Origin of the sequence: Halocatena pleomorpha (assembly GCF_003862495.1) — an archaeon.
Classification (GTDB): Archaea; Halobacteriota; Halobacteria; order Halobacteriales; family Haloarculaceae; genus Halocatena; species Halocatena pleomorpha.
In genome coordinates this window covers 390,281-408,085 of sequence record NZ_RRCH01000003.1, presented here as the reverse complement: position 1 = coordinate 408,085, position 17,805 = coordinate 390,281, and the positions used below count along the sequence as shown (strand labels likewise).

At 59.0% G+C, this 17,805-nt stretch carries 21 protein-coding genes; 11 read left to right on the top strand and 10 right to left on the bottom strand.

All coding sequences use genetic code 11. From position 1 onward, the window contains the following. Positions 1 to 30: 30 nt before the first annotated feature. Positions 31 to 363: a DUF7130 family rubredoxin-like protein gene (locus EIK79_RS03085; protein WP_233737886.1), complete on the bottom strand. Its 333-nt coding sequence runs from the start codon at positions 361 to 363 to the stop codon at positions 31 to 33. A 110-nt stretch (positions 364 to 473) separates the two neighbouring features. Between EIK79_RS03085 and EIK79_RS03080 the strand changes: the two genes are divergently transcribed. After that, the gene (locus EIK79_RS03080; protein WP_124953650.1) at positions 474 to 809 is read left to right on the top strand and encodes a DUF5789 family protein; all 336 of its coding nucleotides are present in this window, start codon (positions 474 to 476) and stop codon (positions 807 to 809) included. Between the two features lie 22 nt (positions 810 to 831). Here the strand turns inward: EIK79_RS03080 and EIK79_RS03075 are convergent, their stop codons facing one another. Then, positions 832 to 1,314, bottom strand: a complete 483-nt coding sequence (locus EIK79_RS03075) for a YciE/YciF ferroxidase family protein (protein WP_124953649.1) — start codon at positions 1,312 to 1,314, stop codon at positions 832 to 834. A gap of 86 nt (positions 1,315 to 1,400) precedes the next feature. Beyond that, complete coding sequence (locus tag EIK79_RS03070) at positions 1,401 to 1,700, bottom strand: DUF7553 family protein (RefSeq protein ID WP_124953648.1); 300 nt, start codon at positions 1,698 to 1,700, stop codon at positions 1,401 to 1,403. Between the two features lie 142 nt (positions 1,701 to 1,842). Between EIK79_RS03070 and EIK79_RS03065 the strand changes: the two genes are divergently transcribed. Then, positions 1,843 to 2,586, top strand: a complete 744-nt coding sequence (locus tag EIK79_RS03065; protein ID WP_233737885.1) for a YqjF family protein — start codon at positions 1,843 to 1,845, stop codon at positions 2,584 to 2,586. A gap of 21 nt (positions 2,587 to 2,607) precedes the next feature. On the opposite strand, the gene EIK79_RS03060 is transcribed toward EIK79_RS03065, so the two are convergent. Together EIK79_RS03060 and EIK79_RS03055 are read right to left on the bottom strand one after the other, a co-directional pair. Further along, positions 2,608 to 3,555 carry a TIGR03557 family F420-dependent LLM class oxidoreductase gene (locus EIK79_RS03060; RefSeq protein WP_124953647.1) on the bottom strand — a complete coding sequence of 316 codons (948 nt, stop codon included), beginning with the start codon at positions 3,553 to 3,555 and terminating at the stop codon, positions 2,608 to 2,610. A 347-nt stretch (positions 3,556 to 3,902) separates the two neighbouring features. Beyond that, positions 3,903 to 4,181 carry a hypothetical protein gene (locus tag EIK79_RS03055; RefSeq protein WP_124953646.1) on the bottom strand — a complete coding sequence of 93 codons (279 nt, stop codon included), beginning with the start codon at positions 4,179 to 4,181 and terminating at the stop codon, positions 3,903 to 3,905. 228 nt (positions 4,182 to 4,409) lie between these two features. On the opposite strand from EIK79_RS03055, the gene EIK79_RS03050 reads away from it, so the two are divergent. The 3 genes from EIK79_RS03050 (at position 4,410) to EIK79_RS03040 (ending at position 8,028) form a co-directional block, all read left to right on the top strand. Continuing rightward, entirely contained in the window at positions 4,410 to 5,987 is a 1,578-nt protein-coding gene (locus EIK79_RS03050; protein ID WP_124953645.1) for an FAD-dependent oxidoreductase, read from the top strand. 98 nt (positions 5,988 to 6,085) lie between these two features. Continuing rightward, complete coding sequence (locus EIK79_RS03045; protein ID WP_124953644.1) at positions 6,086 to 6,652, top strand: uracil-DNA glycosylase; 567 nt, start codon at positions 6,086 to 6,088, stop codon at positions 6,650 to 6,652. Positions 6,653 to 6,699: 47 nt separating this feature from the next. Continuing rightward, positions 6,700 to 8,028 carry a TIGR00341 family protein gene (locus EIK79_RS03040; RefSeq protein WP_124953643.1) on the top strand — a complete coding sequence of 443 codons (1,329 nt, stop codon included), beginning with the start codon at positions 6,700 to 6,702 and terminating at the stop codon, positions 8,026 to 8,028. 42 nt (positions 8,029 to 8,070) lie between these two features. Here the strand turns inward: EIK79_RS03040 and EIK79_RS03035 are convergent, their stop codons facing one another. Continuing rightward, positions 8,071 to 8,283 carry a hypothetical protein gene (locus tag EIK79_RS03035; RefSeq protein WP_124953642.1) on the bottom strand — a complete coding sequence of 71 codons (213 nt, stop codon included), beginning with the start codon at positions 8,281 to 8,283 and terminating at the stop codon, positions 8,071 to 8,073. A gap of 294 nt (positions 8,284 to 8,577) precedes the next feature. On the opposite strand from EIK79_RS03035, the gene EIK79_RS03030 reads away from it, so the two are divergent. From EIK79_RS03030 to EIK79_RS03020, 3 genes are all read left to right on the top strand, one after another. Beyond that, positions 8,578 to 8,937 carry a hypothetical protein gene (locus EIK79_RS03030; protein ID WP_124953641.1) on the top strand — a complete coding sequence of 120 codons (360 nt, stop codon included), beginning with the start codon at positions 8,578 to 8,580 and terminating at the stop codon, positions 8,935 to 8,937. A 126-nt stretch (positions 8,938 to 9,063) separates the two neighbouring features. Next, entirely contained in the window at positions 9,064 to 9,336 is a 273-nt protein-coding gene (locus EIK79_RS03025; RefSeq protein WP_124953640.1) for a hypothetical protein, read from the top strand. A gap of 51 nt (positions 9,337 to 9,387) precedes the next feature. Then, complete coding sequence (locus tag EIK79_RS03020; protein WP_221621661.1) at positions 9,388 to 9,654, top strand: hypothetical protein; 267 nt, start codon at positions 9,388 to 9,390, stop codon at positions 9,652 to 9,654. A gap of 18 nt (positions 9,655 to 9,672) precedes the next feature. Here the strand turns inward: EIK79_RS03020 and EIK79_RS03015 are convergent, their stop codons facing one another. The 3 genes from EIK79_RS03015 to EIK79_RS03005 form a co-directional block, all read right to left on the bottom strand. Continuing rightward, positions 9,673 to 10,905: a CBS domain-containing protein gene (locus EIK79_RS03015; protein WP_124953639.1), complete on the bottom strand. Its 1,233-nt coding sequence runs from the start codon at positions 10,903 to 10,905 to the stop codon at positions 9,673 to 9,675. Between the two features lie 264 nt (positions 10,906 to 11,169). Further along, a complete protein-coding gene (locus EIK79_RS03010) occupies positions 11,170 to 12,264 on the bottom strand; it encodes a putative sulfate/molybdate transporter (RefSeq protein ID WP_124953638.1) in 1,095 nt (364 codons plus the stop codon). Positions 12,265 to 12,337: 73 nt separating this feature from the next. Then, positions 12,338 to 12,772 (bottom strand): universal stress protein, encoded by a 435-nt coding sequence (locus EIK79_RS03005; RefSeq protein ID WP_124953637.1) that lies wholly within the window; start codon positions 12,770 to 12,772, stop codon positions 12,338 to 12,340. Between the two features lie 211 nt (positions 12,773 to 12,983). Between EIK79_RS03005 and EIK79_RS03000 the strand changes: the two genes are divergently transcribed. From EIK79_RS03000 to EIK79_RS02990, 3 genes are all read left to right on the top strand, one after another. Further along, positions 12,984 to 13,661 carry a helix-turn-helix domain-containing protein gene (locus tag EIK79_RS03000; protein ID WP_124953636.1) on the top strand — a complete coding sequence of 226 codons (678 nt, stop codon included), beginning with the start codon at positions 12,984 to 12,986 and terminating at the stop codon, positions 13,659 to 13,661. A 134-nt stretch (positions 13,662 to 13,795) separates the two neighbouring features. Next, positions 13,796 to 14,536 carry a helix-turn-helix domain-containing protein gene (locus EIK79_RS02995; protein ID WP_185715487.1) on the top strand — a complete coding sequence of 247 codons (741 nt, stop codon included), beginning with the start codon at positions 13,796 to 13,798 and terminating at the stop codon, positions 14,534 to 14,536. 151 nt (positions 14,537 to 14,687) lie between these two features. Beyond that, a complete protein-coding gene (locus EIK79_RS02990) occupies positions 14,688 to 16,481 on the top strand; it encodes a ribosome biogenesis/translation initiation ATPase RLI (RefSeq protein ID WP_124953634.1) in 1,794 nt (597 codons plus the stop codon). A 35-nt stretch (positions 16,482 to 16,516) separates the two neighbouring features. Here EIK79_RS02990 and EIK79_RS02985 read toward each other — a convergent pair whose 3' ends face one another. Beyond that, positions 16,517 to 17,638, bottom strand: a complete 1,122-nt coding sequence (locus tag EIK79_RS02985; RefSeq protein ID WP_124953633.1) for a glycosyltransferase — start codon at positions 17,636 to 17,638, stop codon at positions 16,517 to 16,519. Positions 17,639 to 17,805: the final 167 nt, after the last annotated feature.

Below are 17,805 nucleotides of genomic sequence, written 5' to 3'. Positions count from 1 at the left end.
CCACGGTGTGTTGTCGAGAAACGTTCCCCGTCAATCCTCGGTCCAGTACATCAGCGCCTCTTTCGGTTCGCCACACCCGGTACACTGATCCGGGAGCCCCGACTTGATCTGTCCCATCTCGCCGCACTCCGTACACCGCCACATCAGTTCTCCTTCGCCAAATTCGTGGCCGGAACGAGCGTGTTCGACCGTCAGACTCTGGGCCCCCGCTCGCGTGGTCACGAAAACGCCTCCTTCTCCGATTCCACGGATCGTTCCGATCGGATTGCCGTCTTCGGTGTACACTGTCTGTCCGACTCCGAGTGTCTGTCCGCCTGATCCGGTGTTTGGTTGCTCCTCGTCTGGTGGCGTTTCCCCGTTCATGTTCGATTACTCGCTGCCTAGTCACTTAAACCTCCGCCCGGTTCCGTTGTTTTCTGCAAACTGGATATGCGTGGTAAAGACGTATACCGCCGCCGACTCCAAGGAGGGATATGCCCGAAGATGAGACCGATCGTGTGGGTGGTGTCGACTTCACAGACACCATGCCGATCCTTAAGGAGGCGTCGTATCCGATGACAGTCGAGGAGTTGGTCGACGAGCACGGCGACCACGAAGTGAACCGGACCAACGCCGAGCCGATCACGATCGATGAACTGTTCGATCCGATGGGCGAGACCACGTTCGAGTCGCCCTCGGAAGTTCGACAGATGATTCTCAATCTGATGCCAAAAGAATCAGTTGGTCGTGAGGGGTACTCCGACCGCGGTGGTTCGGCCCCCGAAGAAACCGAACCCGTCGATCAGCAGGACGAAGACGAGTCTGTGTAGTTCGTGTGACTATTGACCGATATCACTCCGGCGATCGAGTCTCACGGCTGATGTCGGACAGCTTATTCAACGCGTTTTCCTCTTCCTGCCGGGACTGTTCGAGTAGATCGGCGGCCTCGTCCATTCCGAGATCGGAAGCGGTGGGAATGAGCGTGTCGTAGGCACCGATCTCGTAATGTTCTGTCTTCTGTCCGGCCGAGAGGTTGAACCGATCGAGAACCTGCTGCTCGGGATCTCTGCTGGCAAATTCGTCGTGATCCTCGATCAGTCCCTCCACTGCTCTATCCGGTTTCCCCTCCGGTTCCATATCCATCATCCCGAACACCTCTTCAAGTCGGTGGACGTGCTCTTCGGTTTCCGAGCGGTGTTCCGAGAAGGCCTCTCGCAACGTGTCTTCGGCGGTTTGCTGTTCAAGCTCTGAGAGCGTATCGACGAGTTGCTGTTCGGTGTAGTAGATGTTTTTCAGGCCATCCTCGAACATTTCATCGAGTTGGTTGGCAGTCATTGCAATCACCAGCTAACAGATCACCGGCTAGTTCCATAAACAGACCACCAGCAGTCGAAAGCTACGTTCGGTTCTCTGTCGCGTGGTTACTCCTCCGCGTTCCATTCCGTGTGTTCCTGCCGGAAGATGTCGATCGCGTCCCGTGCCTCAGCGATTTGAGTTTCGGTATCACCGCTTGCTGTATCGAGGAGTCCAGTGAGCTTTTCCTCGATCGGCGTGAGCCGCTCGACTTCCATCCCGGGATCAGTGTCCTGTGTCGTTTGACCGTCGGTGAGTTCCATCAGACCCTCATCGATCGAAGCGAGTTGTTCACGGACGACTGCGTTGTCAGTCGTCTCACTCGCCCGCTGAACGGACCGACGGGCGACCGAAAGTTGATCGATCATAGGCGTTCCTCGGATGACCGTCGGCTTAGTCACGAGGCCTGTATTCCCTTGCTGCGTGCGACCGTGCGTCTCCGCAACTGAGACGTCTCTGCACGGACGCCCATTTGCAACCAAAGCCCCTATCGGCCACACGCTTGTTTCTGTGAGTGATGAACTGGTTTCGGCGTGGTTCAGTATGGTAAGCGCGTCGTTCGCGTTCAGTTGGCGTCGCGTTGTGTTCATTAACTGGCCCGTCGAAGCGGAGCTACTCGCTTCTCACCTTCCGGGGCCGTTCGCCGTTCACACGTACGACGGTACGGGGTGGCTGACGATCGTTCCGTTCGTCAACGCCGAGACGCGACCGCTCGGCGTCCCCCGACGCCTTGGAGTTGATCTCCCGGAATTGAATCTACGGACGTACGTCGTTCACGACAGCGATCCTGGCGTGTACTTTTTCAGCCTCGACGCCCCCAGCGTGCTCGCCGTACTCGGAGCGCGGTTCACTCACTGCCTGCCGTACTACTACGCGCAGATGTCCGTCGACAACGGCACGAACGGGATCCGGTTTCGGAGTCGACGACGGCATCCAGGCAGCCGCCCAGCGAGTTACGACGCCACGTACCGCCCGACCGGGTCCTCATTCACGGCCGGTCCAGACTCGCTCAGTGGGTTCTTGACCGACCGTCACCGCCTCTACACCCAGTCACAGAACGGAGACATCCGGTACACTGATATTGAACACGAGTCGTGGACGCTGTACGACGCACGCGTCGAGACGACTGAGAACGCGCTCTTTCAGGCAAACGGGTTCGATCACCCCGACACCGAGCCGGTGTGTTATTACAGTCCCAGTATCGAGGTGACGACAACACCCAGCAAACATTGGGAGCGGACAGCGCAGGAATAAACGGATATGGGTACCGATACGTTAGTACGATGGAAGGATCTCGTTCTCGTACAGATCGAAGAATCCCTCCTGATCGGGACCGACCTGATGAACATACACGTGATCGAACCCCGCATCGGCGTACGCTTCGATCAGCTCAATGTGGTCGTCCGGATCGGGACCACAGGCGACGAGTTCGGCAACGTCGTCCTCGGTGACCATCTCCACGGCCTGCTCAAACTGTTTGGGCGTCGGGAGCAACTGTCCGACCTCGCCGGCGAGCGCGACGTTCGGCCACCACTCGTGGGCGATCTCGCGGGCTTCGGATTCCGATTCAGCATAGCAGACCGTCATCTGTCCGTAGCGCGGGCCATCGTTCGTCTCCGTGAACGTCTCAACCAGCGACTCTTTGGGAGCGGTGCTAACGAGTCCGTCACCGATGTCCCGTGCCGCCCGAGTCGATTTTGGTCCTGTTCCGGAGACGTAGATCGGCGGTGGTTCTTCTGGGAGCGTGAACAGCCGGGCGTTCTCAACGGTGTAATGGTCCCCGCGGTGGGTGACGTTCTCGCCGGTCCAGAGTTTCCGCATGATTTCGACCGCCTCTATGAGCATCTCCAAGCGGACATCGAACGGCGGCCACCGGTCGCCGGTCACGTGCTCGTTGAGGTTCTCACCCGTGCCGACGCCGAAGAAAAAGCGGCCGTCGAACATCGCCGCCGTGGTGGCGACTGCGTGGGCTGTCACTGCTGGATGCATCCGCACGGTCGGACACGTAACGCCCGTTCCGACATCCAACGAGTCGGTTGCCTCAGCGACAGCCCCCAGCGTGCTCCAGACGAACGGCGCGTTTCCTTGTGTCGAGGTCCACGGATGAAAATGGTCCGAGATGAGGGCATACCCAAAGCCGGCCGCTTGTGCGCGAACCGCGTTCTCGACCAGCGTGTTCGGTCCCCGTTCCTCGCTACTGAGTGTGTATCCGATGTTCGTCACGGCTGATCACTCCGGCTCGTGACGGCACGCGTCGGACGGTTGGTTGGCTGTGCGTCGTCGAACTCGGAAACGGGTGGACATGACATCTTCGGACGGGACGTTCTAATTTGGCTGCGTCGGTTGATCTCTCCGTGCTGCTCTGCTGGTCGGTGGATCCCTGAGCCATGGCTGCTCATAGATGACTGCCGAGCGCAATCCCGAAACAGGGGATGGTCGACGAAAGCGGATCGTTCCGGCGGCTCCCATCGGCATTAGCGTGGTCGTCTGTTTGATTGCATCGGTATCTACTACGGCATTATACAAGAAGGTTCGGCCGACTGTGACCGGTCATCGTTTGGGCGCGTCGATCACTCGTGTGTCCCCGTCTGGAATCGAAACACTGTGACGTACGCCCCGATGCCGGACGGAACACGCTCTAACATGGCGCGCGGAAGCGTCTGGAGCGCGTTCGGGTCATCCCATCCGAGTGTCGTCATCGTGGCGTCGTCAAGGGTGTCGGCGGGATCGATTGTCACGTCCTCGGCCACGACGCCATGGATAACGCCGAGTTCGGTTCCGCTCTCGTCGATGATCGGCAGCCCCGTGTCCTCGGATCTCACGCCCTCTGTAGACGTTTCTCTCGTCATGGCCTGAGATCTGTCCTCCGTAACCGTAACGATCACGCAGGAACTGGCAGGCGTTTCAGGACCCCCGTTAGCTGTGGCTGGTGCGCTTTGCGCCACCGATCCAGCGCCTCCATCAGGGGGCTACTCGTGCCGCCGTGGATGAGCATCAACTCCCCGGTAAATACCGGGCGAACGGCCTTCCCCGCTGGGCGCGTCGGCTTACTTCTGTCACAGCACCCGGTGATCGATATGGATAACACCAACACTCCGGACGACAGCTCCCCGGCCGGACAGGCAGGACGACACAAGCCGATCTGGTTCGATACCACACCCGAAACGGGGTACGAAGCACTCGATGGCGAGGTGAGCGTCGACACTGCCGTCATCGGTGGCGGGATCGCGGGCATCACGACGGCGTACGAACTCCGAAACGCCGGTCAGTCGGTTGCCCTGATCGAACGCGATCGAATCCTGTGTGCCGTCACTGGACGCACGACCGCGAAGCTCACGTCGTTACACGGCCTGTTGTACGCACACCTCTGTGATCATTTCGGCCAGCAGCACGCTCGCCAGTACGCCAACGCCAACGAGGCAGCCATCGATCAGGTCGAGACGACCATCGAAGCGCAGGGAATCGATTGTGAGTTCGTGCGCACGCCGGCGTACACGTACGTCGAATCCGAAACCGGTCGCCAGAAGATACGAGAAGAAGTCGACGCTGCGCGCCGCCTCGGGCTTCCTGTGTCCTACGTCGAATCGACGGACCTACCATACGACGTAGAAGCAGCCGTCGAGTTCACCGACCAAGCGCGGTTCAACCCCCGACGGTATCTGCTGGAACTCACACGAACCATTCCCGGCGACGACAGCCACGTCTTCGAACGGACGACGGTCCGAGACGTTACGGACGGCACACCGTGTCGCGTGACAACCGATCACGGTGCGGTGATCGCTAACGACGTCGTGATCGGGACGCATTTCCCCATTCGGGATCCCGCCCTCTATTTCGCCCGGCTCTCCCCGAAACGCTCGTATGTCCTCGGTGTGCGCCTCGCCACCGAGCCTCCGAAGGGTCTGTACTACGATCCCGAAGAGCCGTACTTTTCGGTTCGACCACATCCCGATGACAACGCGTCGATGGTGTTGATCGGCGGTCAGAATCACCGAACGGGCCACGGCAACAGCACAAAAGAGCACTACCGTCGACTGGAGCGCCAAGCCCGCGAACGGTTCGACGTCGAATCGATCGAGTATCGATGGGCAACACAGGATTACGTCGCCATCGATCACGTTCCGTTCGTGGGTCGGCTCGCACCCCAGATGCGCCACCTGTACGTGGCGACCGGATTCGGTGGCTGGGGGATGACCAACGGGACTGCTGCCGGACGACTCCTCAGTGATCTGATTCTCGACCGGGAGAACCCGTATCGGTCGGTGTATCAGCCGACGCGACTCAATCTACGAGCCTCGGCTGGACAGTTGTTGTCGCACAACGTCCCCGCCGCGAAACACCGAATCGGGGATCGGATCGGGAGTCCCCCTCGGTTCGACCGTTCGCAACTCGATCGGGACGAGGCGGTGGTTGTCACCGAACAAGAAGATCCCGTCGCAGCTTACCGCGATGAGTCGGGACGGCTCCACGCCGTCTCGGCCATCTGTCCCCACATGGGATGTCTCCTCAGGTGGAACGACGGCGAGAAGTCTTGGGACTGTCCGTGTCACGGCTCTCGGTTCGACATCGATGGCACTGTCCTCGACACGCCAGCGGTCACGGAGCTTGACCGGTACGACCATCTCCTTCAGGGCGACCGATCGGACAGCACGTGACCGATCACGCGGTGCCCACCACCGGCGTTGGCGTCCCCCAGAACACGAATGGGAGTGATTGATACGTCTCCCCGTAGTCCCGTCCGGTTACCCACACTATGACCATCGAATCCGATTTCGACACCGAATTCGACGAAGCGCTTACGAACGTTCCCGAAGATCAGTACGACCGTTCTCGGTTCGTTCCGGGCAGCGGATCGCTCGACGCGGAGATCGTGCTCGTCGGGGAAGCCCCTGGTGAACAGGAAGTCAAACAGAACGAGCCGTTCGTCGGACCGGCGGGGACACGGCTCCGTTCGTTGTTCGAGGATGTCGGTCTCGACCGGGTGGAGCCGTACATCACGAACCTCGTGAAGGTCAGACCACCGGAGAATCGCAATCCCCGTCGGGAGGAGATCGACGCGTGGAAACCGCTTCTCGACGCGGAACTCGAACGCGTCGATCCCACTGTCGTGGTGCCGCTGGGAACGTTTGCCTCCCGCGAGCTGCTCGATACCGATCGGACGATCTCAGCGCTGCGTGGACAGGCCTACGAGCGGAACAGTCGACTTGTCGTGCCAACGTACCACCCAGCGGCGTCGTTTTACGACGACAGCACCCTCGATGCCCTCGCAGAGGATCTCCGTTTAGCAGCAGAGAACGTACAGTCAGAGCGCACCTCATAGAGACGATCACGGGGCACATTTTTCTTATTGCCCGTCGTCAATCCGGTGTGCGTCTCGTTCAGCTACTCGTTTCCGATCGACAACACGACACCGTCACCGACTTCCTCGATTCGGAGGGGATCGACTACATCCGACGGCGGGTCCGGACGAACGAACCTGATACCACGAAGTGGCTCATCGAATTCCCGGTGCCGACCGACGCGATCGGGTACGTGTTCGATCGCTTGATCGATATGGGGATCGATGAGGAGCAGTACACCACCGTCATAAGCCTCGAAGGAGCGTCAACGCCTCGATCGGAGTCGCTTCTCGATCGGTTTGCGAGTGATTTCGACACGCTGACCCGCCTCGAACTCAAATCGAAAGCGCGAGACATCAGCTACGATCTCCGATCGTTTCTCGTGATGATCTTTCTGAGCGCGATCGTCGCAACCGTGGGGCTACTCATGGACTCACCAGCGGTCGTCGTGGGATCGATGGTCATCGCCCCCATTATCGGTCCGGTGATGACTGCCACTGTCGGTGCTGCCACTGGGGATCGGAAAATGCTGTTACACAGCCTTCGGAATCAGGCGCTCGGCTTCGGAGTGGCGATTCTCGGAGCAATGTTGTGCAGCGTCGGCCTGCAGCTCGGCGGGATCGCACCGAACTCGCTAGACGTTTCGACGGTCGAGTTGATTTCCCTCCGGAGTGCACCGAACTGGTTCACTGCTCTGATCGGGATCGCCTCCGGTGCCGCTGGTGCCTTCGCGTTGACGACCAAAGGCTCCACATCGCTCGTCGGCGTGATGATCGCGGCCGCACTCATTCCTGCGGCCGCGACCGTCGGGATCGCCGCCATGTGGGGCGCGTCCCGGCTGGCCGTCGGTTCGTTGTTGCTGTTGGTGCTCACGCTCCTCCTGATCAACGCAAGCGCCTTCGCCGTACTGTGGTGGTTCCAGTACCGTCCTCAACGTCAGGGATGGCTGGTTTCAGCCGACTCCGGAACGTGGCTCGTTGTTGTGACGGGGATCGTTCTGATTGCACTCACCGTTCTCACGGCGGGAGCCTTTTATGAACAAAGCTCGTTCGAACAAACAGTCAATCACGAAGTGGAAACAACGCTCGCTGCTCCCGAATACGCGTCTCTTGAACCGGTCACGGTGCGAACCGAGTACACTGGTCCCGGTCCGTTCAGTTCCCCTGAGACGGTCACGGTTGTCGTGAGCCGCACGGATGGCGATAGTCCCCCTCCGGAGGTGGCAGAAACGTTGGATAGACGAATCACCGAATCGACCGACGAGACTCCCATTGTCCGCGTTCGCTTCGATAGCTACCAGTATTCAAACACCAGTCGCGTGAACGTCCCGAGTCGACCGTCCCCGTTAGGGACGTGATGGCAGTGTTTACTCCCATTTGTCGTCGAGTGTGGACGTTGTTCATCGGTCATCGATGTACCGGAATCCAGTGACGGTTATCTCTCCGCACGTCGGACAAACGCTTTCGACGACGCCGTCGGGACGCCGGTCGGAGAGGGTGGCTGGAGCGGACAGTCCGACCGACTGGCGGTGTTGGCATTCATTGCAGGTGATCGTCACCGTTGTTGACGAGCCTGTTCTTTCCGCCGGTGTGAGACCACCATTCTGGGTCATTTGTCTCCCTCCCCCTGCGGTCGAGCGGGCAGGGTAATCGTCACTACGATTCGAACGGTCAAATTTGTACTGGTGTCGGTAGATATGAACTCTCCTGTAATGATTCATGCTTGCAAAAGCAACTGTCCGGTAACGTTCGTCGTCGCCCACGGTGGTGGAAAATCGACTGTCGCGCGTTGTTGTCGGTGAACGGTTTACGCACGCGTCTTCTTACCCCCCGAGGACTGCACTGCGATCCACAACCTTGTATTGGAAGACAGAACGAGTAGCGTCCAGAGGATCCTTACCTTACGCATGGCAGTCATCGACACACTGGTCGTATTCGTGATCAGTCTGCTCGTCGGAGCAACTGGTATCTACATCGGTGCCCGTATCATCACCGATACGGAAAGCTTCACGTATGCGATCATCACAGCGCTTATCGCCTCAGTCGTGTGGGCCATTGTTGCCCTTTTCCTCGGTTGGATCCCGTTTCTCGGTCCACTCCTCGGGCTGCTGGCGTATCTCGGCGTAATCAACTGGCGGTATCCCGGCGGTTGGATCAGTGCCATCGGGATCGCGCTGATCGCGTGGGTAGCCTCGTTGATCATTCTGTACGTGCTTGCGGCGTTGGGAATCGTCGCGCCCGACGCCGTCGGGGTCGTCGGGATGTAATCTCTGTGCCGCCTTCTGCGTCGAATTCTGCCGAATGAACCGGGGCAAGACGGGCGTCGAAACGTCTCGGTGATAGCTGCAAATTCCGGGACGGCGTTTTCAATGCTGGATCGTTTTCCATCGAGTATGGCCGAGACACCAGACCCGGATATGATCGAACAGAGCGATAACTACTACCACGTCAGATACAACGATCCGGATCAGTTCGATACGATCCGCACACCGGACTGGGCGGCAAACGCGGCAGAATCGGTATCGGAGGGAAGCGAGGTTCGCACCGGGCAAACGGCGGGGTCGGACGACTGGCTGGTAGAGAGTGTGCTGATCCCGACCGAAGGGATGGACGAGGATAGCGCAAAAGAACAGGCCCAACAGATCGTTGAGAAACTCGAATCGTGAACCAGGGCGGTCCGCGGACTTTTGCCCGCGCTTGCCGTACACACAACAGCAATGTCAGACACCTCACCAGAGAACGAAAAAACGCCCACGAAAGCCCGAATGATAATCGAACCCGACGCGTTGCACGAGGGAGAGGACGAACTCTTTCTCGACTGCCCACAGTGTGGTTCGACCACAACGATCTCTCGGATACTCAACAAAGGCCGATGCTCAGGATATTTGGACGCGAAGGAGGCAGAGTCCACAACCGAGGACGAACAGCTTCTCGATCCGATCTGCACCGCGAAGCTGTCACTCGAACTCGTCTGGACTTCCTGAGCCTCCCGATCGGTCTCACTATTCGGCTGTACGCCACCAGCTGAGCAGCTTTTTGGCCTGTGAGGAGGAACGATTCCGCCGTTCACCGGGGTGCTTCCGGGATTTATCTTCAAGGGCATTTCCTTCCGCAACGGCGGCCGCCTCCTTGAACGCCGGGCGGGCACCGTACTCCTCGGCCGATCCCACGAACCGCCCTTGATCGGTGAACAGCCGAACGGTTACGAGCAATAACGGCGTGCCGCGCTGGCGCTCCTGATGCTCGTGGAACACGACGTTCGCTTCCAAAATATCCATGTCTTGGTATTTCTGGTCGATCCGTTCGATTCGGGAGGCGATGTCGGTACGGGTAAGATTTCCTTCCAAATGTTCGACACCGAACACTTGTATGTCCATGTGGCTCTCTTCGTCGACCGTCAGCGCGCGCAGAACGTCAGTCGTCGTCATGATGCCGATCGGTGTGCCGTTCGAGTTGATGGCAACCAACGATGAGTACTCAGTGCCGAGGATCTCCGCAACGGCTTCATCAAGCGGCGTCTCGGGGGCAACAGTGCGGACAGGCGTCGACATTACATCCCGAGCTGGGAGGTCGAGCATCCGGGCAGATTCGCCAACGCGCTCGCCAAAGCTGCGGTTGCTGCGAAAGCCAGGAGACGAACCCGCCCCGCCGTGGCCGTCGAAGCCGTCGGGTGCACCGCTTCGATTGCGGTCCATCTTCCGGACGATGAACTCCACGAGGTCGAAGACGCTGATGAGACCGATCGCTTCCGTCTCTTCGATCACTGGCACGCGAGAGATGTCGTTTTCCCGGAGCACGTTGATGACCCGGCCCAGCGTATCGTCCGGTTTGACCGAGATGAGATCTCGGGTGAAGACATCCTCGACACTGAGTGCGTCTAAATGTTCCAACACGAGATCGAGAATGGCGTGGTCGGTGATAACCCCATAGAACTGTGTTCCCTCGTAGACGGGCAGCAGTTTCAGTTCACTCTCAACCATCAACCGCGCCGTTTCTCGGACATCCTCCGTCCGACTGACCCGGGGTGGACTCCGAACGATCGACCGTAACTTCTCCCCCGGGTCGTGGTGGGAGCCGAGCAGTTCCTTTCGCGGAATAACCCCTTCGACTTCCTCGCCCTCTACGAGGATGGCGTTCGTCAACACCTCCCGATCGAACGCCCCTCGGAGCTTTGACACCCGCGTCTCTGGATCGAACGATGCGTGCTCGGTCATAACAGCCTCCGAGATGTCCATCGCTAGAAGATGTGTTACCGTGAGAGAAAAGCCGTGTGGTTGCAATGACTGCCGTTGCGCGTCCTCTCTCACGGGCGGTCCCCGCTCGATTCCAATAAATATTCGATCACAGACAATTCGCGCAGAACCGATACAGTACGGTCCGGAGCCGATCTATCTGTATTACAGCCAACCCAGACATTTCCAAGCACGACCATTACAAGCGTATGCTTGTAATAAGGGATGATACTACACATAACCAACAGCAATATACCCGAACAGGAATCAGTTTTCAGCGGTCGTTCGTTCCAGGGTTAGGTGCACGAGGATTCCGACAGCGAACGCGACGCCGAGACCCACGAGGATCGCCACCACTCCGATACCTGCTGAGAGCAGACGGTTCGAGGAGCGCAGGACGCTCGTCGCCAGCGACGCCCCGATGATCACGAGCAATACGCCGAGCATCGCCACTGGAAACGCGCGTAGCAGCGGTGCTGTCGTGAAAAGCGCGATCCCAAGATAAAACAACCCGACGACGACGTTCGCACCGCCTGTTCGCGCGCCGAACGCGTGTTTTCCCGCGATCCCATCACAGCCGTGGCACATCGGGATTCCACCGACTGGAATCGCCACCAGATTCGTCATCCCCATGCTCGTCGACAGTTCGTCGGGTGTGACATCTTCTCCGAAGCGATCAGCGATCAACAGCGAACTTGCGAGTGCCGCGTTCCCAATCGTCATCGCCAACTGCGCAACCACGCCGTCCGCAGTAGTCCACGTGATCCCAGTTGTGAACGGCGTTGGCGGCGGTCCCGGCCAGTGGGGTGCCGGTAGTCCTGCTGTCACGATGGCAATCGTTATCCCGACGGTCAGGACGGCGAGCGCGCTCACGTTTTTCGAACCTGCACAGATGAGCACGACGACGATCAGCGCCCCCACGCCGGCGAGAACCCACCGGTCGCTGGCGAGGTGGAGACCGGTTTCAACGAGGAGCAACCCGACTGCGAACTGCACGCCTCGGACGACCGGCGTTCCGATCCAGCGTTCGGCGGCTGCTAAGACGCCCCCGAGACCGATCACGAGGAGCACGACGCCCAGTATCACCCCGGCGGTGGCGAGTTCAGCGTATGTGAGCGTTCCAGCGATAGCGAGGGCGGCCAACGCCTTCATCGGTTCGACCGAAACGGGCAGGCCGTATCTGATTCCCCAGATGATCTGGAAGACGCCGAAGGCCACCAGCACGTGTGGCACCGAGACATCGGTCACGAGTCCGAGAGCGACGACGATCGGCAACACCGTGATCGAATCACCGATCGCTCCTGTGATCTCGTTCGAACCGAAGGCGAGTCGTTGATGGTCGATCCGATTCAGGAAAGACACCGTTCGAACACCCCTGTGTTTCCTGGCCTGCGGCGCAGGGATCGTCACTGTTCAGCGTCTCACTGTGCGATGCTTACCGAACGATGGTAACTGGCACTGATGACCGGCGAGCAACCGTTTCGGCGACGCTTCCGAGGAGGATACGACTCGCACCGGAACGGCCGTGGCTTCCAATAACGATGTGATCCATCCCGTGGTCGTCAGCGTACGCCACGATGGCGCGTTTGGTTGATCCGGTTTGTATTTCGGTGTCAATGCCAACGTTGTGGGCGTCGGCCCGTTCGGTCGCCTCCGCCAACAGCTGTTGGGCCTCTTGCTGTCGTTGTTCTTGAATGGCTTCGTAACTCACCATCCCACCCCCTTCGATTCCGCCGTAAGCGTGCTGCTGGACAGGATCCAGAACGTGAATGACCGTGATGTCGTCCTCAGCGTGTTCGGTCAGCGCGTACTCCAATGCCTCGCGCGATTGCTCGGAGCTATCGATCGGAACGAGAATGTTCCGGGACATTGACGGGGACTACGACGCCGAGTCGTAAATACTGTCCGCTCGGTGAGTAATCGAAAGCAACCTGTCGAGACACGCGGGGACGGCAGGATCCAGCCCCGGTCGCCACCGAGACCCCGGAGTGGTACGGCGGCATATTTTATATAATCCTTGAATATCGAAGGTTCTATATTCTTTGTTATCAGTAGCAACCATACAGCAACACTCCGAACACATGACTGATACAAACATCGTCGTTGATATCACAATCCCTGCTGAGAGTTTCGAACTGGGACGGGTGTTCAGTGAGTTTCAGGGTCTTAGCGTTCGGCTTGAGCGGGTCGTGCCACTCCGCTCCGAGCCGTTGCCGTTGGTGTGGCTATCACACGACGATCCATCGGCGGTGCAAGCGGCGCTTCAGGAGCATTCACAGACGGAACTCGTTCGAACCATTTCGACGGCGAACGATGAGGAACTGTTCGAAGTCCACTGGCAAACGGAAATCGGTGGACTCATCCGGATCATGATCGACACGGATGCCCGTCTGCTTAAAGCCGAAGGCACCGCCGAGGAGTGGCGGTTTCGGCTTCGCTTTGCGACTCACGAGGATCTCACGGCGTTCAATCAAGCCGTTACCGATCATGGTATCCCCCTGTTGCTCCGGCAGTTGCACAGTTCGGCCGAATCGACCGACGACCCGTCGTTATCAACCAAACAACGAGAAGCGATCACGGAGGCGTATCGACAGGGCTACTTCAACGTCCCCCGAGACAGTTCCGTAACTGACCTCGCTGACGCGATGGATATCAGCGATTCCGCGCTGTCACAGCGCCTCCGTCGTGGTCTCTCCGTGCTGGTCCGGGAAACGCTCATTTCGAACACAACAAGCGACAGCGCGGCGAGCGAGGAGTGACTGCTGACACCTTTCTTACTGAAGGGTGGTTGAGTAATTAGTCACACCGACGATTATTATACAGGATGGAAGAGAGAATTAATAGTAAGATGATCAAGGAAATACTTACCGGCGAGTCACCCGATCAGACGGACATGGGCATTCGAACGGATCGAAACGCGAACCAGATCGCTGGGATCGGCCGAGGAGACGAAAGCACGCTCGTGTGTGGGCGGCTTCCGACCGAAGCGTTCGGGTTGCACGAAACGTTTGCCACGGTGCCGGATCTCACCGTCGAGTGTGCTCCGCTTGTAGCGGCGGGCGAGACAGCCAACATGTCTATGTTGTGGGCCAGCACTGACGAAGCTGATCTGACAGGCATCTTGAATGATGACCCGACCGTGTTTGCTGCTAAAGAGCTGTGTCAATCTGACGATCGGTGCTTATATCGGGTGGAGTGGACTCACAACGTTCACCGCTGCATCGAAATCCTTCTTCAATCGCAGGGAATCCTGCTCAGCAACCGCGGCACCCGGTCAGGATGGGCCGTCGAAGTTCTCTATCCCACCCGTGAGGATGTTCGAACCGCGACGGAGTGCTGTGAGCGCTACGGGCTTTCCGTTACGATCGATACGATTCGCTCACTTGACTCCGATCGGATGGTCCAGTGTGGACTGACACCGGCACAGCACCGGGTTCTCACGCAGGCGTGTCGACACGGGTATTTCGACGTTCCCCGGAAAATCGGGCTTGAGGAACTGGCGGACAAGATGAGCGTCTCGCACCAGGCCCTTTCCGAACGGTTGCGCCGGGGGCACGACACGCTCATCAGATCCACGCTCATCGAAACGTCGTCCGTCTCGCCAACAGCCCCCGCGTCGACGCTGTCCCTGTAGTCCCACCGGTGTGCTCAACATGCAGTATCGATCGCCATAGCTACCCGGTTCCCCTTCAATTACAACTACTGCACTCCGATCGGGTCATCGATGGCCGTCCGAGCGCGGAGCCGCAGAAATTCACTTGTGGTCCGGTCCACTACTCGTTCGCATGGGAGACCCCACCACATCAGCGCAACAAGATAAGTACGTGGCGGTGATCGATCAGGAGATGGTCACCGACGAGGTTCGAGACATCGCGCTGAAATACGATCCCCTGAATCAGACGGGGCAGGATGAGGGGTTTCACCTGACAGACGACGGGGAGTTACACATCAACGACGAGGTAGTGATCGAGGAGCACAAGATCGTTGCAAACAAGATTCCCACTGACGCGATCGAGATCGTGCAGCTTCCCGCTGAACGCGGTGAGTTGGTCCATCAGTTCGGAGACAACGGCTTTCGCCTCTACGAACTGCCCGGACCGTCCGAGGGGCGTGTCGTCGGCTTGCTCGGTCCGAACGGCGTCGGCAAATCGACTGCGCTCGGCATTCTCAGCAGATCGTTGAAACCAAATCTCGGAGACGCCGCGGCTGATCCGGGGTGGGACACCATCGTTCGTGAATTTCGCGGTACTGCTGTCCAGACGTATCTCGAACGGCTCCGGGACGGAACCGTTCGAACGGCGTACAAACCCCAGCGGATCGATCGGATTCACGATCAGTACGACGGCACCGTTGGGGATCTCCTCGGTGACCGCGACGAACGAGGCGTGGGTGATGCGCTCCTCGAACGCCTCGATCTCACTGCGCTCACCGACCGGCGCGTCGATGACGTTTCCGGCGGCGAGTTACAACGTGTTGCGGTCGCTGCGACGCTCGTGGCTGACGCCGACACGTATCTGATCGACGAACCGTCGTCGTATCTCGATGTCGATCAACGGCTGACGGTCGCCCAAACAATACAGGAGTTCACAGGGGACTCGGTGGCACTTGTTGTCGATCACGACCTCATCACGCTGGATGTCGTCGCTGACAGCGTTCATGTGGTGTACGGTGAACCGGCGGGGTTCGGGGTTGTCTCACGGCCGCTTTCAACCCGGCGCGGGATCAATCAGTTTCTCGATGGCTATTTGCGCGATGAAAACGTCCGGATCCGGGAACAGGCGATCGACTTCCTTCAGGACTCTACACGCCCCGCCGATCGCGGAACTGACGCGTTCGAATTTCCGACGCTGAAAACGTCATTCGAGTCGTTTTCACTGCGCGTCGAACCGGGAACGCTCCGGGACGGTGAAGTTCTCGGCATTCTGGGTCGAAACGGGCTGGGAAAAACGACGTTCGCAAAGCTGCTTGCAGGCGTTCTCACGCCAGACGAGGGAGAGATCGGCACCGATGTCAGGGTCTCGTACAAACCCCAGTATCTGCAACCCGCCTTCGAAGGGACGGTAGAAGAGTTGTTCGCCAGCGCCCTTGATGTCTCCAGTCGAACGGTCGAAACCGATCTGCGGCAGTCGTTCGATCTCGATTCTTTGTCGGAACGAACAGTGGCGGATCTCTCCGGCGGTGAGCTACAGCGAGTGAGCATCGCGCTCGCGCTCGGTCGAGACGCACAGCTGTATCTGTTGGACGAGCCGTCTGCGTATCTCGACGCCCAGCAACGAACGGCGTTCGGTGCGACGCTGCGCCAGTTCGTCACGCGAGAGAACGTGTACTGCTTCGTTATCGAGCACGATTTACTCCTTCTTGATTACGTTTCCGACCGGGCCGTGGTGTTCGAGGGCGACCCCGGAACGCGAGGGATCGGGCGGTCTCCGCAGCCCGTCCACCACGGAATAAACCGGTTTTTACAGACCGTGGGCGTAACCTTCCGGAAGGATCCAACCACTGGCCGCCCGCGAGCGAACAAACCTGGGAGCCAGAAGGATCGGGAACAAAAATCGGCCAACGACTACTACGTCGTGTAAACTTGCAGAGAGATGGCTACTTGCGAATGCCGGGTTCACTGTGCTTCGAGGAGTCGCTCAACGTGTGATCGAAGTGATCTCTGGAATGTCTTTCGGGAGAACCGTTCTGTGGAGAACGCCGGAGATTCGTCGGCGTCTACCGCACGTGCGATGAGTGTGACGGCCTCTCTGAGGGAATCGAACAGCCGATCGGAACGACCGTCGAGCACTTCCTGTTGGCCCCCACTCGCGGGAGCGAACGCGATCATTCCGGCCGTGCCGTACTCAGCGACGGTCATCCCAAAATGCTCTTTCGGTTTCATATTCAGGCCGTACTTGTGGGTGCACAACAACCGTTCACGACGGCTTCGTGTGACGTTTCGTTCCACCACGACGTACGATCGTTCGCGGGCGGCGGCGGTGACCCGAGCGGCGTAATTTCGGTACGCCCGCGGTGTCGCGCCAACGATGTGGAGGTGAAGATCGTATCCTCGTTCGCGGAGACGGTCGATCACCGTGATCGCGTCGAGCACTCGTTTATCCGGCGCGAGTCGCCCGACCACGACGATTCCTTCCTCACGGTCCGACCACGGACGGTCACACGGGACCGGATCGACAGGTGGGACACACACCGTCGGCCGACCGCCGTAAATCTCCTCGACCACTGACGCTGTCCACGAGGAATTCGAGAGCAGTGTGACACCGGGAGCAGTCGCCTCAGCACGGGTGGGACCGGCGAGGCGGCTCCAGAGACGGTTCAGACGACCCGGAGCAGCGTCAGAAAGCCGATGGAGATTGAACTGCGGATAATGGACGTACTGGACCGATGGAAGCGACAGCGAGAACTCGTTTGCCGTGCTCACCGCGAGATCGAATTCACCAGCAAATGATCGGAAAAAGCGGTGGAGCAGGACACTCCGGAACGCGAGTTGTGGACCGATCCACGGAGCACCAGCCGAAAGCGTCCCCGAGATTGCCGGTGCACCACGGGGCATCCTCACAGCGATATCCGGGATGGAGACACCAAAGCGGTCCGCGAGAACTGCTGGGTTCGTCCCCGAAACGGTGATCAACGTGACATCGTGGATGGTCTGGAGCGCTTCACAAGCAGCGAGACAGACAGCGTCAGCACCGCCATGGAAATCAAGCGTGTTGTGGAGCACAGCGACGCGGGCCATATGCGGCGTTCGTGTCGTTTCTCAATAACCCTACGCCCTCTACTTTTTTGTGTTTCCGATCGAAAGACGCGTCGTGACGTGTGTGTTCGTTGGTGCGGGATCGGTCGCGGGGAAGTGTGTAGCTGGTCTCTCTGACTTGTCGCTTGAAGATCCGGCGTCTGGGCGAC

Coding starts and splice junctions, on each gene's coding strand:
- EIK79_RS03085 (WP_233737886.1), bottom strand. CDS start 363: ATGAACGGGGAAACGCCACCAGACGAGGAGCAACCAAACACCGGATCA.
- EIK79_RS03080 (WP_124953650.1), top strand. CDS start 474: ATGCCCGAAGATGAGACCGATCGTGTGGGTGGTGTCGACTTCACAGAC.
- EIK79_RS03075 (WP_124953649.1), bottom strand. CDS start 1,314: ATGACTGCCAACCAACTCGATGAAATGTTCGAGGATGGCCTGAAAAAC.
- EIK79_RS03070 (WP_124953648.1), bottom strand. CDS start 1,700: ATGATCGATCAACTTTCGGTCGCCCGTCGGTCCGTTCAGCGGGCGAGT.
- EIK79_RS03055 (WP_124953646.1), bottom strand. CDS start 4,181: ATGACGAGAGAAACGTCTACAGAGGGCGTGAGATCCGAGGACACGGGG.
- EIK79_RS03050 (WP_124953645.1), top strand. CDS start 4,410: ATGGATAACACCAACACTCCGGACGACAGCTCCCCGGCCGGACAGGCA.
- EIK79_RS03045 (WP_124953644.1), top strand. CDS start 6,086: ATGACCATCGAATCCGATTTCGACACCGAATTCGACGAAGCGCTTACG.
- EIK79_RS03035 (WP_124953642.1), bottom strand. CDS start 8,283: ATGACCCAGAATGGTGGTCTCACACCGGCGGAAAGAACAGGCTCGTCA.
- EIK79_RS03030 (WP_124953641.1), top strand. CDS start 8,578: ATGGCAGTCATCGACACACTGGTCGTATTCGTGATCAGTCTGCTCGTC.
- EIK79_RS03025 (WP_124953640.1), top strand. CDS start 9,064: ATGGCCGAGACACCAGACCCGGATATGATCGAACAGAGCGATAACTAC.
- EIK79_RS03020 (WP_221621661.1), top strand. CDS start 9,388: ATGTCAGACACCTCACCAGAGAACGAAAAAACGCCCACGAAAGCCCGA.
- EIK79_RS03015 (WP_124953639.1), bottom strand. CDS start 10,905: ATGGACATCTCGGAGGCTGTTATGACCGAGCACGCATCGTTCGATCCA.
- EIK79_RS03005 (WP_124953637.1), bottom strand. CDS start 12,772: ATGTCCCGGAACATTCTCGTTCCGATCGATAGCTCCGAGCAATCGCGC.
- EIK79_RS03000 (WP_124953636.1), top strand. CDS start 12,984: ATGACTGATACAAACATCGTCGTTGATATCACAATCCCTGCTGAGAGT.
- EIK79_RS02995 (WP_185715487.1), top strand. CDS start 13,796: ATGGGCATTCGAACGGATCGAAACGCGAACCAGATCGCTGGGATCGGC.
- EIK79_RS02990 (WP_124953634.1), top strand. CDS start 14,688: ATGGGAGACCCCACCACATCAGCGCAACAAGATAAGTACGTGGCGGTG.
- EIK79_RS02985 (WP_124953633.1), bottom strand. CDS start 17,638: ATGGCCCGCGTCGCTGTGCTCCACAACACGCTTGATTTCCATGGCGGT.